This window comes from Sphingobacterium sp. GQ94 (genome assembly GCF_059758715.1).
Genome location: NZ_JCAXEC010000001.1, coordinates 38,382 through 53,704 on the forward strand (window position 1 = coordinate 38,382; position 15,323 = coordinate 53,704).

General features: G+C 40.5%; 18 protein-coding genes. 7 read left to right on the forward strand and 11 right to left on the reverse strand.

What is annotated here, in order from left to right; translation table 11 throughout:
* Window positions 1-61 precede the first annotated feature (61 nt).
* The 4 genes from AC6CHH_RS00200 to AC6CHH_RS00215 all read right to left on the reverse strand — a co-directional run bounded on the left by AC6CHH_RS00200 (window position 62) and on the right by AC6CHH_RS00215 (window position 3,571).
* Window positions 62-931 carry a 1,4-dihydroxy-6-naphtoate synthase gene (locus AC6CHH_RS00200; RefSeq protein ID WP_498278488.1) on the reverse strand — a complete coding sequence of 290 codons (870 nt, stop codon included), beginning with the start codon at window positions 929-931 and terminating at the stop codon, window positions 62-64.
* A 12-nt stretch (window positions 932-943) separates the two neighbouring features.
* A complete protein-coding gene (locus AC6CHH_RS00205) occupies window positions 944-1,204 on the reverse strand; it encodes a hypothetical protein (RefSeq protein WP_498278490.1) in 261 nt (86 codons plus the stop codon).
* Window positions 1,205-1,211: 7 nt separating this feature from the next.
* Window positions 1,212-1,988: a 5'/3'-nucleotidase SurE gene (surE, locus tag AC6CHH_RS00210; protein WP_498278492.1), complete on the reverse strand. Its 777-nt coding sequence runs from the start codon at window positions 1,986-1,988 to the stop codon at window positions 1,212-1,214.
* A gap of 173 nt (window positions 1,989-2,161) precedes the next feature.
* The gene (locus AC6CHH_RS00215) at window positions 2,162-3,571 is read right to left on the reverse strand and encodes a DUF3943 domain-containing protein (protein WP_498278494.1); all 1,410 of its coding nucleotides are present in this window, start codon (window positions 3,569-3,571) and stop codon (window positions 2,162-2,164) included.
* 394 nt (window positions 3,572-3,965) lie between these two features.
* Between AC6CHH_RS00215 and AC6CHH_RS00220 the strand changes: the two genes are divergently transcribed.
* On the forward strand, window positions 3,966-4,838 hold the full coding sequence (locus tag AC6CHH_RS00220) for a pirin family protein (protein ID WP_498278496.1): 873 nt from the start codon (window positions 3,966-3,968) through the stop codon (window positions 4,836-4,838).
* 17 nt (window positions 4,839-4,855) lie between these two features.
* Window positions 4,856-5,164 (forward strand): GNAT family N-acetyltransferase, encoded by a 309-nt coding sequence (locus AC6CHH_RS00225; protein WP_498278498.1) that lies wholly within the window; start codon window positions 4,856-4,858, stop codon window positions 5,162-5,164.
* 111 nt (window positions 5,165-5,275) lie between these two features.
* Here the strand turns inward: AC6CHH_RS00225 and AC6CHH_RS00230 are convergent, their stop codons facing one another.
* The 7 genes from AC6CHH_RS00230 to dnaN form a co-directional block, all read right to left on the reverse strand.
* Complete coding sequence (locus AC6CHH_RS00230) at window positions 5,276-5,464, reverse strand: CsbD family protein (protein WP_498278500.1); 189 nt, start codon at window positions 5,462-5,464, stop codon at window positions 5,276-5,278.
* A 92-nt stretch (window positions 5,465-5,556) separates the two neighbouring features.
* Window positions 5,557-6,138, reverse strand: coding sequence for a nicotinate (nicotinamide) nucleotide adenylyltransferase (gene nadD / locus AC6CHH_RS00235; protein WP_498278502.1), 582 nt, complete (start codon window positions 6,136-6,138; stop codon window positions 5,557-5,559).
* Window positions 6,139-6,141: 3 nt separating this feature from the next.
* Window positions 6,142-6,711: a guanylate kinase gene (gene gmk, locus AC6CHH_RS00240; RefSeq protein ID WP_498278504.1), complete on the reverse strand. Its 570-nt coding sequence runs from the start codon at window positions 6,709-6,711 to the stop codon at window positions 6,142-6,144.
* Window position 6,712: 1 nt separating this feature from the next.
* Window positions 6,713-7,585: a YicC/YloC family endoribonuclease gene (locus AC6CHH_RS00245; RefSeq protein ID WP_498278506.1), complete on the reverse strand. Its 873-nt coding sequence runs from the start codon at window positions 7,583-7,585 to the stop codon at window positions 6,713-6,715.
* Window positions 7,586-7,626: 41 nt separating this feature from the next.
* Window positions 7,627-8,196, reverse strand: a complete 570-nt coding sequence (locus AC6CHH_RS00250; protein WP_498278508.1) for a CAP domain-containing protein — start codon at window positions 8,194-8,196, stop codon at window positions 7,627-7,629.
* Window positions 8,197-8,445: 249 nt separating this feature from the next.
* Window positions 8,446-9,096 (reverse strand): DedA family protein, encoded by a 651-nt coding sequence (locus tag AC6CHH_RS00255; RefSeq protein WP_498278510.1) that lies wholly within the window; start codon window positions 9,094-9,096, stop codon window positions 8,446-8,448.
* Window positions 9,097-9,107: 11 nt separating this feature from the next.
* Window positions 9,108-10,229, reverse strand: a complete 1,122-nt coding sequence (gene dnaN, locus AC6CHH_RS00260; RefSeq protein ID WP_498278512.1) for a DNA polymerase III subunit beta — start codon at window positions 10,227-10,229, stop codon at window positions 9,108-9,110.
* Between the two features lie 131 nt (window positions 10,230-10,360).
* On the opposite strand from dnaN, the gene AC6CHH_RS00265 reads away from it, so the two are divergent.
* The 5 genes from AC6CHH_RS00265 (at window position 10,361) to AC6CHH_RS00285 (ending at window position 15,228) form a co-directional block, all read left to right on the forward strand.
* Complete coding sequence (locus tag AC6CHH_RS00265; protein ID WP_498278514.1) at window positions 10,361-11,503, forward strand: DNA polymerase III subunit; 1,143 nt, start codon at window positions 10,361-10,363, stop codon at window positions 11,501-11,503.
* A gap of 11 nt (window positions 11,504-11,514) precedes the next feature.
* Window positions 11,515-12,882, forward strand: coding sequence for a regulatory iron-sulfur-containing complex subunit RicT (gene ricT / locus AC6CHH_RS00270; protein WP_498278516.1), 1,368 nt, complete (start codon window positions 11,515-11,517; stop codon window positions 12,880-12,882).
* Between the two features lie 17 nt (window positions 12,883-12,899).
* Complete coding sequence (locus AC6CHH_RS00275) at window positions 12,900-13,358, forward strand: gliding motility lipoprotein GldH (RefSeq protein ID WP_498278518.1); 459 nt, start codon at window positions 12,900-12,902, stop codon at window positions 13,356-13,358.
* A 1-nt stretch (window position 13,359) separates the two neighbouring features.
* Window positions 13,360-14,394: a tetraacyldisaccharide 4'-kinase gene (gene lpxK / locus AC6CHH_RS00280; RefSeq protein WP_498278520.1), complete on the forward strand. Its 1,035-nt coding sequence runs from the start codon at window positions 13,360-13,362 to the stop codon at window positions 14,392-14,394.
* 372 nt (window positions 14,395-14,766) lie between these two features.
* Window positions 14,767-15,228, forward strand: coding sequence for a hypothetical protein (locus AC6CHH_RS00285; protein WP_498278522.1), 462 nt, complete (start codon window positions 14,767-14,769; stop codon window positions 15,226-15,228).
* Window positions 15,229-15,323: the final 95 nt, after the last annotated feature.

The window sequence follows — 15,323 nt, forward strand, 5'->3', positions numbered from 1 at the left end:
AGTCGGGCAAATTTAATTAATACGGTTGATAACTAATAAGAACCAAAACCTTTTTTTCATTTTATTTTGTTAAAAAGAGGTTTTTGGACGTCTTGGGAATAAGATCAAGTTCATAAGCCTTTTCAAAGAGCTGTTGGATTGCCTTTTTTCCCTGAGTTCCAAGGTCCAGTGAATAAGAATTCACATACAACTCAATGTGTTTATACATCACCTGAAGATCCATTTCCTGCGCATGAGATCGAATATAATCCGCCCCCGATTCCGGATGCTCAAAGCCAAAACGAACACTTTGTGCGATCAGCGAGTTGATCTTTAGCTTAATGGGTTGCGGCAGAGATCTTTTAACAACAATACCGCCTAAAGGAATAGGGGATCCCGTTGTTTTCTCCCAATAATCCCCCAAATCGACCACCTTGTGCAAGCCCTTATTCATGTAGGTAAACCGGTTCTCATGGATAATGAGCCCCAAATCGATGGAACCCTGCTGCAAGGCGGACTCTATCTCGGAAAAAAGCATTTCTTGCTTGTTGGTTAACCCTGGATAGGCAAGACCTAACAAAAAATTAGCTGTCGTATATTTTCCAGGGATACCGACCTTTAGTTCCCCAAGGTCCTGAGCCGTCATCAAACCCGCGTTTGAGCTCAGCTTTTGCGCCAAGTCTTTGTCTTTGGCAATCAGTAGGGGACCGACACCAAAACCCAACGCACTTCCAGCATCCAATAGCTCATAATCCTGAATGGCATGGGCATAGGCATGGTAACTTAGTTTGGTGATATCCAGCTGAGCATCAAAGGCTTTTTCATTTAACGTTTCCACATCATGATATTCCACGTGAAACGCCAAATCCCCAGTATCAATTTTACCATGGATCAGCGCATCGAAAATAAAAGTATCGTTTGGACAGGGTGAAAACCCCAAGGTTAATTTCATTATATCCTCAAATTAAATGGCAATGTTCTTTGTAAAAATCAAAAACAACATGGAGATAAATGTTGCCAGCACAAGACCATTGGCCGTCTTATCCCATTGCCGTTTATAACATAGCCAGCACGAAACCAAATTCACTGCGGCAGCAATTACATACAAACCGGTGGGTTTATCGGCAAACAACTGCATCTGTAAATCCGTGTATTTCATCAAGCCAAAAGCGATGATCGGAAAGATCATCCCCAATAAAAACCCTAAAATTAAACTGTTTTTCATCGTTTTCTTAATTATCAAAACGCCAAGAATTCAACTCCGGAATTGCATGATGCGCTGTCATGTCAAACTGGGTGGGCACAACAGATACAAAACCATTGTGAATCGCAAATGCGTCAGTATCCTCACCACGATCATTCAACTCAAATTTACCGGTCATCCAAAAATAATCCCGGTTGTATGGATCTAAACGCTCATCAAATTCTTCAAACCACTTTGCATTTGCTTGACGGCAGATTTTAATTCCCTTAATGGGCAACGATTTGTTCGGAAAATTCACATTCAATAAAGTTCCCTTAGGAAGACCGTTTTTCAGCACCTGTAGTGAAATGCTCTTTACGTAGCTACGCGTATGTTCGAAGTCCGCATGATGCGCAAAATCGTCCAGCGAAAAACCGATGGAAGGGATGCCTTCGATCGCCCCTTCAACAGCCGCAGACATGGTCCCCGAATACAATACATTAATGGAATAATTCAACCCATGATTAATTCCTGAAACGCATAGGTCTGGTTTTTTGCCTTTAAATATTTTGTTGACGGCTAATTTCACACAATCCACCGGAGTTCCCGAACATTTATACATTTCTACTCCCGGGTAAAGGTCTATTTTGTCCAAACGCAAGGGTCTACCAATGGTTATCGCATGGCCCATGCCGGATTGTGGACTATCTGGCGCTACAACAACGACATCTGCAATTTCTTGCATCACCTCCAGCAGCACTTTAATGCCCGGAGCGGTGATCCCATCATCATTGACAACCAAAATAACAGGTTTCTTTTTTGTCATAAGGCTAAGGTAACAATTTCCAAAAAATAACGGACTATAGTGAGTCAATTCACCGGTTAAGTTTTTAATACCATTGTGTAAAAACCAGCAGCAGAAACGAGAGCTCCGGCAAAGCTCCTTAAACAGAAAAATACAGCGCCTTGCTTAGTGCAATACCGTTAACTCCTTGGATATCAAAAAAAGATATTATACCCCAGAGATAGCTTCCCATACGGATATTCACGGTTAAAGTCAGGAAACTGCTGATCTTTAAAATGTCCTTGTAAATTAAAGTACCCCGAGCTCAGATTTATGGACCACCGCTTGTAAAGCCTCAAAGATCCCTCCACATTCAGTCCATGAAGAATGTAATAGGAATCCGTGCCCGAAATCGTAAAGAACACGCCTCCATTGTAGTCGGCGCCTAATAAAAACCGGTTTAAGATCATCAATTCACCCTTAAAGCGGTAGGAGGCACCAGAACCGTAATTGTAATTCCTGCTCTCACCGTACAACAAGTAAGGGTCCGGTACCGCAGCCAAAAGGACAGCACCCGCACCAACGCTTAGATTTAAGCGGTTTCCTTGCTTGTATTTGAATTCCGACAGCCAGCTGTAATTCAAACTTTGAGCCCCGTAAAAAAAAGCATCGTTGTTGTAAAAATCATAGTGTGCATTCAAGGTCCCATAATGATCGCCCTTTTTAGATTTGAAGAATTTAGCGCCATAAAGCAGGGCATGGACGTTCACTGCATTTATAAACGAACTATCCCCGTCACCGAGTTCCAAATTAACGGAAAAAGCATCAAAAGGTTTCTTGTAATTGTGATCACCGTTGGTATAACGAAACCGTAAACGCCCATAAAAAGCATTCTTTCCTTCGCTTATAAAATCACCATCCTTTGCATCGAATCGTCTGAGCCCCACATCAAGCTCAGCGGTTATCACCGAGGAATCCGCCACATAATAATCATCCACCTTTTTTCCCCATTTACCATCCAGAAACCTGTTTAAGCCATTAATCGGATTCACCAAAGTGGCGACAATCTCATTGCCAACAACATTATTCCCATATCGATTTCTTGCCAGAATATTCCGTGACACACGATGCATCATTTCCCCAAGTAAAATACCCCCAAAAGTTGTATTTACCAGATCATTGGTCGAGGGATGTTGTGTTTCCCCGGCGGTTTCCCAGAGGTAGCTCCCGGCAAGGGTGGCCAAACTGGACTGATAAAAATCAAAACCATTGGACCGGAAAGCATTAAAATAAATCTGACCATGAAAAGGGTGGTCAATCTGATTTGTTGTAAACTGATTGTCATCCCAGTCCCAGGCGCCAATACGTTGATGATTTAAGAAATTCTTAAAACCGATATACGAATACGGATCTTTGGTAATAAACCGGTTAAAGGAGGCCGGCAGGGCCTGTGCTAAAAACCATTCTGCTGATGCACGCCAGAATCTTTTTTCCCGCTTGGGTTTCAAACTCCAGGACAAACTATCTAGCCGAATTCCACTAGCCTTTGGGAACAGTACAGAATGCTCGTTGTGAGCTTGGCAAGAGATCCCCTGAGCCCCAAGCGTATCTGTTTGCGCCAGCAAAACAGGGACGCAAAAGCAAAATAAAAGAACAAACAGATAAAACAGTCTATAGATGAATTGCAAAATAAATGACTTAAAATTGTAACAAAATTAATTTTTCTACCCTTATTTGTCAATTAAAATCGAAAACCCTACCCGCCGATGACAAAGCTTCAAACTGTAAAATCAGGTGACCATCTTCTCAAAGATTTCTGTTTGCAGCAGGAAATTCATACATTTAAATGTACATGTCATAGCTGACTAACGAATTTTAGTACAAAACAGGAACGCCAACAGCAGCGAACAGCCTTTCAAGGTTGAACAAATTTAGAAAGACAATCTCGCACTTCTTATCCTACATCAATGACAGGCACTTTGGCTTGCGGTAACTTTGTGTATATAAAAGAAAAACCACATGGAAAAATTAATTGAAAAAATTGTGACAAACGCAGGTCGTCCTCACATGGTTGGTGATGGTTTCAGAGTGTTTAATTATATTCCGGGCGCCGGAATCCCTCAGCAAAGGATAAGTCCATTTTTAATGTTGGACTTTAATCCCGAATACGATTTTGGTCCATCCAATCATCTCAGAGGTGTTGGTGTTCATCCGCACAAAGGATTTGAAACGGTAACCATTGCTTATAAAGGCTCTGTAGCCCATCACGACAGTACCGGAAGCCATGGCATTATTAATTCCGGTGATGTTCAATGGATGACAGCAGGCAATGGCATCTTGCACAAAGAATACCACGAAGAGGCCTTCTCTAAAAAAGGTGGGCCTTTTGAGATGGTGCAGTTATGGGTAAATCTTCCTAAAAAAGATAAATCAGTTACGCCCCATTACCAGGAATTAACCGCTTCGGGCATGGGCAAACTGGAACTGGCCGACAATGCAGGAGTGGTCAATGTTATCGCCGGCAACTTCAACGGTGTGCGGGGTCCCGCCCAAACCTACAGTCCGGTTAATGTATTCGACCTCAAACTCAACGAAGGAGCCCAGGTTACCACCTCCATCCAGGCAGATCACAACACCGCGCTGTTGGTTGTCAATGGGAATGTACAGGTTAATGGTGAGAACGCAAAAGAACATAGCTTTGTCTTGTTTGCAAATCAAGGAGAAGAAATCCACATCCAGGCCACGCAAAAAAGTGTTGTGTTGATCTTAAGCGGTGAGCCAATTAATGAGCCTATCGTAAGTCATGGTCCCTTTGTGATGAACACTGAAGCAGAAATTAATCAGGCAATAATCGATTTTAATGCGGGTAAATTTGGTGTACTAGAAGATTAACTAAATAGGTAAACAACATGAATACAGAATATACAACTCTTCCCTTAGTAAAGAACACGCAAGAGAAACGTTTTGAGCTCAAAGTCGGGGATTACATGGCTTTTATCGCCTATAAGGAACGCGATAAAAAAATCTGGCTGATTCACACCGAAAGTCCCATAGAATTACAGGGAAAGGGAGCTGCAACAGCCGTCATTGAGAAAACGCTGCACTATATTGAAGAAAATGGATACCGATTAATTCCGATATGTCCCTTGGTGGTTGCCTATTTGAAACGTCATCCGGAGTGGAATAGACTTCTAGAGGCAAGTCCCAATCAGCAATAGCCATCACGGACGGTCAGCAGGGCTTGGGCAAAAAAAATGGACGATTACCGGCAGCTTCACTCTGGAAGTAGAGCTTCTGGTAATCGTCCAGCAATAAAATGTACACAATATTTATCCTAAACTTCTCAACCAGGTAACGACTTCGTCTCTGGTTTTACCAAGTTTTTGTTGCATTCTGCCCACCAACTCGTCCTCTTTACCCTCTTCATAGGCTAAATCGTCGTCTGTCCAATCGGCATATTCTTGTTTGATTTTACCTTTAACTTCGTTCCACTTTCCTTTCAAATCTAATTTATCCATTTTTTCTCCTTTTAAAAAAGTTAGTAATTATAAACTATATAGAAAACACCCAAAGGGGGGAAATGGTTTTAATTTTTATCAAAAAGTTGATTTTAGGAATAAAGACCCTTTTTCTCGATAAAATCAATGACAGGGTCCGGCGTGTAGAACTTAATTGAGTTTCCATCGGTAATCGCCTGGCGCAGAGCCGTTGAGGACAACTCCATGACCGGAGTCTGGGTAAATGTGACCGAAGGATGTTCTTTCAATGCATCCGCATGATAACCAGGTCTGGGATACACCATAATTTTGAAATCACGAAGAATGATCTCCGCATTCTTCCATTTAGGCAAGCCCTGGAGATTGTCTTCGCCCATGATTAAGTAAAACTCCTTGTTCGGGTGTTTTTCTTGCAAATGAACTAAGGTATCAATGGTATAAGAGGGTTGTCTGAGCTGGAATTCCACATCACAGGCAAGAAGTTTATCGGCATCTTTCAAGGCTAAATTAACCATCTCCAGCCGGTCATACATATTGGCAAGACTCTTTTTTTCTTTAAAAGGATTTTGGGGAGATACCACAAACCAAACACTATCCAGAAAAGTGTAATGGGCCATATAGTTGGCTATAATCAAATGACCAACATGAATCGGATTAAAGGAACCAAAAAATAAACCAATCTTCCCTTTTGACATGTACTAAGAATTAATAAAATCCAACACCAATCTCTCGGCCTCACGCCAGGCAACTTCTAAATCATCGTTTTGCAGGACAACATCAAACTTACCCGCAAAGCTTAATTCATGCTCCGCTTTGGCAAAACGTTCCTTCAGTTTTTCTGGACTATCCGTTCCTCTTCCAGTCAACCTTTCTTTAAGGACATCCAAAGACGGTGGGTTGACAAAAATAGCGAGCGCCCGATCAGCAAACTTCGACTTTAAGCGTAAACCGCCAACAACATCAATATCAAATATGACATGCTTACCCTGGGCCCAAATACGATCCAACTCCGTTCTTAGTGTGCCATAATAGGTGCCCGAATAAACCTCCTCGAACTCAATAAACTCCTGTTTGGCCACTTTATGTAAAAAATCCTCCTGAGAAATAAAATAATAATCTTTCCCATTCTGCTCATCACCCCGGGGCGCCCGTGTACTGGCCGATATGGAAAAAGCGATTTTATCACCGTGTTTTTGAAGAATGCGCTTGACAATGGTGGTTTTACCTGCTCCCGAGGGAGCTGAGAATATCAGTAGCTTACCCTTCATGTTAGACGATGTTTAATAATTGCTCTTTGACTTTTTCCAATTCATCCTTCATTTTAACCACGATTTGTTGAATTTGGGCATTATTCGCTTTCGAGCCTAAGGTATTAATCTCCCGACCCATTTCTTGGGAAATAAACCCCAATTTCTTGCCATTGGAATCTGGCGCATTTAAAGCCTGTACAAAATAATTACAATGACTACGAAGACGAACTTTTTCTTCGGTAATATCTAATTTCTCAATATAGAAAACCAACTCCTGTTCGAATCGGTTCATGTCCACGTTTTCTTTCCCGACAGCCTCATCCATATACTGGTTAATACGCTCGCGAATTAAGGGAATACGAGAACCCTCAACCCCCTCAACCTCTTCCAGATACGTCAAAATTAAGGAGACCCGGTGTTCCAAATCTTTTTTCAGGACCATCCCCTCATCTAATCTGAACTGGTTGAATTGAGAAACAGCAACATAAAAAGCATCTGTTAAAACCTTTCCCTCAAGCGGATTAATCTCATCCTCATGACCGATCACCTCCGGCATGTTCAATGCGAGTTCAAAAAGGTTCGAGCCGGAATCACCAAGCTCTTTAGAAATTGTAAGAAGTTGGTTATAATACGATTTTAATAATTCTTCATTTATATTGGACCCTTTTGCCGTTTTGTCCAAATGGTCCGCACTTACATTCAGGCTCACTTTACCGCGCTCGAGTAACTTACTACATTCTGCCCGTAGAAATAACTCTTTATCCGATACCGCTTTGGGTAAACGAAGATTTAATTCTAGAAATTTAGAATTTAAAGATTTGATTTCAACGGTGTATTTCACAGCCCCTGACTCGGAGCTGCCGATCCCGTACCCTGTCATCGATTTTATCATATGCAAAGGTATAAAACTTCAGTAAAAACAAAGATATCTAATTACCAATCATGTTTGGCAATAATAACGCAGAGGTAGGTGGTGTAGGTCGCCCCCGTAGGAACCTTGACAAAACCTATTCCGATATCATTCAAAGAAGCATTCCAGGGATCAAGTCCTAAAACATGCTTGCGGTGGTAATGTCCCGGAGATCCCTGGCCGATGATGAAGGCCTTGATGCCATCAACGGCAGTCTCCCGATTCGCAGCGATAGATTCAAAATTGTTGCCCGACCTTTTTTTAAGCCAGGCGGCATTCAAGGCATACCCGCCTTTATGTATATAATAATTCGGGCCATATCCTCTAGGGTCTACATGATCAAAATAATTACGTTTAGCCATGTCATAAGCACGGGCCTGAGCCACCTTGGCTAGCTGATTATTCCAGACTAATCTAGTCTGTTTCACATTTCTGATCCTTGGAAGTCCCAAAGCGCGGCTATATTTTTGAGGATTCATCCGAAAAGCATTCAGGTATTCGAAAGCTCTTCTAGCCTCTTTTTTATCAACTTCAATACGTTGAGCAAATAGCGGTTGGATCCAAAGGATCATAGCAAATAACAGATAGCGCATAGTGTTTTCTTTTCTTAAAAGACTCCCATTGGGCGCAAGCGTTTAAACAAAAATGAAAATAAAATGCTGCCCAATCCCGGTCTCAAATGCGAGTCCTTGAGGCTCAGTAAACTAACGATTAAAAAAAATAGGACCCTTAAAAGACCCGGCCACAGGAAAACAGCAGACACAACATGAGCTCGATATTCTATCGAGCTCATGCAGACAAACCTAGCGTATAAATTTGTTTTATTTTTTAGCGATTTCGAATTAAACAGCCTTCTTCTTGAATTTTTCTCTAAGCACCTCAATAATAGGAGGAACCATAGATAAAATAATAATCACAAAAATCACAATCGTGAAATTCTCTTTGATAATGGGTAAACTTCCAAAATAATACCCTATAAATAGAAAGGAGGTTACCCATAGAAATGCTCCTATTATATTGTAGGAGGCAAATTTACTGTAACTCATTGAACCGACCCCTGCCACAAACGGCGCAAAAGTCCTTACAATAGGCACAAAACGAGCATAAATAATCGTTTTGCCACCATATTTATCGTAAAAGCCTTCTGTTTTATCCAAATATTCCTTCTTCAAAAACCGATATTTCCCACTAAAAGCCTTGGGTCCAATGTATTTTCCAACATGATAATTGACCAAATCCCCCAATATACCAGCGATTAAAAGAATACCCCACATCATCATAATATTCAAATCTGTTTCCGGTTTAGCGATGATCGCTCCGGTTGCAAATAAAAGAGAATCACCTGGTAAAAAAGGCGTAACGACAAGACCCGTTTCGGCAAAAATGATCAAAAATAAAATCAAATACGTCCAGGTTTGGTAACTATTAACAATTTCAACCAAATGGACATCAATATGCAGAACGAAGTCTATAAGCGAATAGATAAAATCCAATGTATTCTTTTTTAAATATTGTTTAACATAACTGGCATCACCAACATCAACACATCTTCATGATCTTGTTTAACGGCAGGAACCAACAAGCCGGCACGATTTGGTGTGCTCATTTGCAATACGACTTCCTCACAATTCAAGTTATTCAACATTTCGACAAGGAATTTAGCATTAAAGCCAATTTCCATGTCATCTCCCTCAAACTGACAGCTTAACCGCTCATGCGCTTCATTTGAAAAATCCACGTCCTCCGAGGAGATATGCAGTTCACTACCAGAAATTTTCAAGCGAACCTGATGTGTTGTTTTATTCGCAAAAATAACCACCCGGCGCAATGTGTTTAAGAACAAAGTTCTGTCCACGGTCAGCGTATTGGGCGTTAAATGTGGAATTACCGCTTCGTAGTCCGGATACCGCTCATCAATCAAGCGGCAGATCAAGTGTGTATTCCCAAACTTGAAAAACGCATTGGTGTTGTTGTATTCGATAGCAACTTTCACATCATCAGAAGGCAAAGATGATTTCAAAAGCGTAAGCGCTTTTTTAGGAAGAATAATGTTTGTCCCTTTAGCAACCCCAATATCCGTGCGGCGATAGCGCACTAATTTATGGGCATCGGTAGCCACAAAGGTAATGGACTGCTCAGCCAGCTGAACTAAAACTCCCGACATTGCCGGACGCAATTCATCGTTACTAACGGCAAAAATGGTCTTCGAGATGGCTTCGGCTAAAATGGGCGAAGGAATCGCGAGCGAAGATGCGTTTTCCAGAACCGGAATTTTAGGGAAATCGTCCGCATTCTCTCCACTCAATTTGTATTTACCGTCACCTGCGCTAATTTCTATTGACAGGGTTGTTGTGTCTACGGAAAAAGCTACGGGCTGATCGGGAAGTGTCTTTAAGGTCTCTATTAAAATTTTAGATGGCATGGCAACACGCCCCTCTTCTTTGGCCTCGATCTGTAGACTGGTCACCATACTGGTTTGCAGGTCCGTTGCCGAAATCGTCAAAATATTATCCTTAATTTCGAATAAAAAATTTTCCAAAATAGGAAGCACTGTGCTGGAGCTGGATGCCCCACTTATTGCTTGTAATTGTTTGAGTAAAATAGAGGTGGATACAATGAATCTCATGTCCTGATGCTAATAGATTTTATATGCAATAATAAGGAAAAGAATCTAATTTTTTGCAATGCAAATTCCACGAGTCCAGCATTAACTTAAAAAGCACTCCGTTTTAATTTGTACATTTGTATCCTAACGTTATGCAGTTTCATAAGATCATAGGACATCAAACCCTTAAGCAGCAACTCATCGCCACGGTTCATGAAAACCGGGTGAGCCATGCGCAACTTTTTCTTGGTCCAGAGGGATCAGGCTCTTTAGCGTTGGCCGTTGCTTATGCACAGTTTATCAATTGTGAAAATAAACTTGAAAATGACAGTTGCGGTACATGCAGTTCGTGTAACAAATACGAAAAACTCATTCACCCCGATCTGCATTTTTCCTATCCCTTTTTTGCAAAAAAAAATGAAAAGACAGCCTCGGCTTTCATGGATCAATGGCGCTCAGCGTTTCTTTCGAATCCATTTTTAAGTTTGGGTTATTGGACGCAAACTCTGGATGCAGAAAATAAACAAGCGAATATTAACATTGATGAAGCCCATGATATCATCAAAAAATTAAGCTTGAAGTCTTTCGAGGCAGAATACAAGGTGCTGATCATGTGGTTGCCCGAATACCTGGACGTACAAGGAAATGCCTTGCTTAAGCTCATCGAGGAGCCTCCGGAGAAAACCTTGTTTATTTTGGTCTCAGAAAACCAAAATAAAATACTCAACACCATTATTTCAAGGACGCAGTTGGTCAAGGTCAATAAATTAACTCACCAGGAGCTTAGCGATTACCTGATCGATGTTCAGAAATTAGAACCAAAAAGGGCGCAAGAAATTTCATTTATCGCAGATGGAAACCTGCAATCCGCTTTTGAGCTCATGCAGGAATCCTCAAACGAACATTTTGAACTCCTTGTTCGCTGGTTACGATTCATTGTGACCGATTCAGGATTAAAAATTATTCAAATCTGTGAAGAAGAATTAAGCAAACTGGGCAGGGAGAGTCAAAAATCCTTTTTAATCTACGCGATAGGGGTGCTTCGGCAAATTATACTCGTGAACCAGGGAATGCCAGAATTAGTCCTTCTGAAAGAGGAACAATTAGCGTTTGTGAAACGCTTTAGTGAGATCAGCACTTTAGAGAAGTTAGCCTTTATGATCGAATTATTGGAAAAAACACATTATTCTGTCGAAAGAAACGCGAATCCTAAAATATTATTTTTAGATTTATCTTTGCAGTTAGTTTTAGTATTTAAATACAATACGTTCCCAGTGGGGACTCAATATATATAATTCATAAAAATATGGGATGTGGCAGTTGCTCATCCGGAGGTGGTTGCGGGAGCAAAACACTTGGTACTGTGCCGTCGGGTTGTAATAACAACGGTACGTGCATGACCAGCGGATGTAATAAATTAGATGTTTACGATTGGCTTGTCGATATGGACTTGCCTTCTAACTATAAACCTTTTGATATTGTTGAGGTACGATTTAAAGGCTCGAGAAAAGAGTTCTTTATCAATGCAGAGAATATATACCTAGAAATGGGTGAAATGGTGGCCGTTGAGCCCAGTACAGGCGGATACGATATAGGCCACGTCTCTTTAACCGGCGAATTGGTGCGCCTTCAATTGAAAAAAAACAACGTCAGATTAGACGATGTTGTGAAAAAAATCTATCGAAAGGCCACTGAGAACGACGTGACGAAGTATCAACTTTCAAAAGATTTGGAATGGGAAACCATGCACAGAGCTAGAAATTTAGCCCTGGAGCTTGGCCTTTCAATGAAAATTTCAGACGTTGACTATCAAGGAGATAAAACCAAAGCAACCTTCTACTATACCGCAGAAGGCCGGGTGGATTTTAGGGAATTGATTAAGCGCATGGCTGAAGCTTTTCGAATTCGGATCGAGATGAAACAAATCGGAATGAGGCAGGAAGCAAGTCGTTTAGGCGGAATCGGATCCTGCGGGAGAGAACTCTGTTGTTCGACCTGGTTGACCGATTTTAAAACCGTTTCAACCTCAGCCGCCCGGTATCAAAATCTCTCTTTAAACACCCTAAAACTAGCTGGACAATGTGGAAAGTTAAAGTGTTGTTTAAACTATGAATTGGATAGCTATATGGACGCGCTGAAGGATATACCAGGAAATATTGACCGCATTGATACGGTTTCGGGAATGGCTTATTTACAAAAAACCGATATTTTCAAAAAAATCATGTGGTTCGCCTACCCTCGGGCAGAGAATTGGATTCCAATTCCAGCAGATAAAGTAAAAGAGTTGGCTGAATTAAATGCCTCTGGTAAAAAAGTGCAAGAACTAATCAATTCAGAAAAGGTAGAGGACGCAAAAATTGCGTTACCTGATTATGAAAATGTGGTGGGTCAGGATAGTCTAACCCGCTTGGACGATCAAAACAAAAAGAAAAAGAAGAAAAAACCTAGACGTCCGGCAAACAATGCACAAACAGAAGTCGGAGCAAAACCGGCCTCTGAAACAGGGGTAAATTCAAAACAAGAGCAAAAAAATCAGCCTGCAAAACAAGTTAGGCAACAAAAAACAAAAGACTCCCCTCAGGCAGAAGCAAATGCAGCTAAAAAACCAAAGGGAAGGCCACACCATAGAAATAGAAAAAATAACCGGAATCAAGAAGGTAACGCGGAAAGCTAAGTCATAAATAAAATTTTATGAAAGGAATATTCATCTTTTCTTTAGTATGCCTTTTATTCAGTTCATGCCAAAGAGGTGACTTTTTTGAAAAAAATATCGTAATCCCAAATCAAAGCTGGGATTACGATTTTAAACCCGAATTTAAGATAAAGGTAATAGACCAAAAGGCCAAATACGATCTGTTTTTGGAATTAAGGCACACCGGATATTATAATTATTCGGATATTTCCTTGATGGTGACCCTACATGGAGCATCCATTAAAAATCGTATACATCACTATAGAATCAAATTAGCCGACCCCCAGGGAAAATGGATCGGCAAATCTGCAGGCAATCTGTATAGTCAGTCTAAATTAATCCAGGAAGATCTGCATTTCCCAGACTCAGGATACTATAGCTTTTCGCTGCAACAAAATATGATCGATAACCCACTCATTGGCATCAATGACGTTGGGATCAAGTTAATAAAGAAATAGCATGCACTTACTCAGATGGTTATTATTCCCCATTACCATCCTCTACACGTTGGTGGTACTCGTTCGAAATAAACTCTATGATGTACACTTTTTTTCGAGTAAAACCTTTGCTGTTCGGTCCATCGTTATTGGAAACCTGGCCGTTGGGGGAGCGGGAAAAAGCCCAATTACCCAAAAATGCATCGCTCATTTTAAGCAAAAATACAGTCTTGCAACCCTAAGCCGAGGTTATGGTAGAAAAACCAAAGGATTTCGTTTGGTGCAAACCGGCAGCCCGGTTGATCAGGTAGGGGACGAACCTTTGCAGTTCAAAAAGAACTATCCCGATATTACGGTCGCTGTAGACCAAGATAGAGCCAATGGGATACAAACTCTACAACAAAATCATACCTTAATTTTGTTAGACGATGCATTTCAACATCGTAAAATCACACCCACATGCGCCGTTTTACTTTTTGAATACCATTCCATTCTGAATCCAATACTGATGCTACCAACAGGAAATTTTCGAGACAGCTTTAATCAAACCCGAAGGGCCGATGTGATTTTGATAACGAAATGCCCCCAGAAGCTGACCCAGGAACATAAAACCAAAATCGAAACCAAAATAAGGCGATATAACCCCAGTGCTCCAATTTATTATTCCAAGATCCAATATCTTGCACCTGTTTGTTTAAACCCATCTAAGACACAGGGTTGGAATGATCAGATGGCAAGTCATGTGTTGCTTGTAACAGGAATTGCAAACCCGGCACCCTTATTTGATCACCTCATAGAAAAACAATTAACGCTAGAGCACCTGTCATTTCCAGATCATTATGCTTTTAAGGATAAGGATTATCAAGAAATAACCTCTAGGTTCCATAACATCCATTCCCAAACTAAAATCATCCTGACCACAGAAAAGGATGCTCAAAGACTCCTTATTGCTAAATTAGAGGATCTCCCAATTTATTATATACCCATAGAAATGGAAATAGATTATGCTGATCAATTTTTCGCATCCATCCAGGACTGCATTGACTCGCCAGAGTAACCGTTCCTATACGATTAACTCGCTTAGAACAGCCAACATTTAGCTCCACGTTCTTAAAACAGTTCATATATTTAGCGAAACCCTATCATTTTCTCTCCAAAAATCTCCCGTCGAAAAAATTCCAAATGTTAAATTGTAATATTTATGATACTTTTATTCGACTAACCACAATTTTCTTAAAATAGGCCTTTATTACGCTTTAAAGGCGATTTTTTTATTAAAAACAATCTTTTTGCCCGAATAATTTTCATTTTTAAAATGTTAAAAAGTAACAAAGCTGATACAAATGATACAATAAAAGGCCGGCTTTGGCTGTTATTAATTGTAGAAAAACGAATTAAATTTTAAATGTTAAACTAAAAACATAAGATCATGAAAAAATTATTTCTAGCAGTAACAGCAGTATTATTTTCGTTAACTCTAACATTTGCACAAGATGCAAATCCAGAGGAAAAAGCAAAAGCAACAGTAGAAGAGTGGACCTCTCAGTTAACTTTAACTGAAGATCAACAAGCACAGATATACAACGTTGTTTTAGAACATAAAAAAGCAAAGAAAGCTATCAAAGAAGATACTGCACAAACAGAGGATGCAAAAGCAACTCAAATTGAAACATTAAATACTGATTTAGACGCTAAAGTGAATGAATTGTTAACAGAAGAACAAAAACCACTTTATGCAAAAATCGTTGAAGAACGTGCTGCTAAAAAAGCAGAGGAACCAGCAATGGTGGAGCCAACAGTAGAACCAACCGTTGAGCCAACAGAGCCAACAGAGCCAACTACACCTCCGGCTGAGCAACCAACAGAACAACCAGCACCTCCAGTACAATAAGACAATTATTTTATGTTTCAATATAATGAGGGTGTCACAAATCGTGATGCCCTCATTTGTTTTTGATCATCACCTAGCTATTAGCGGAAAAATAA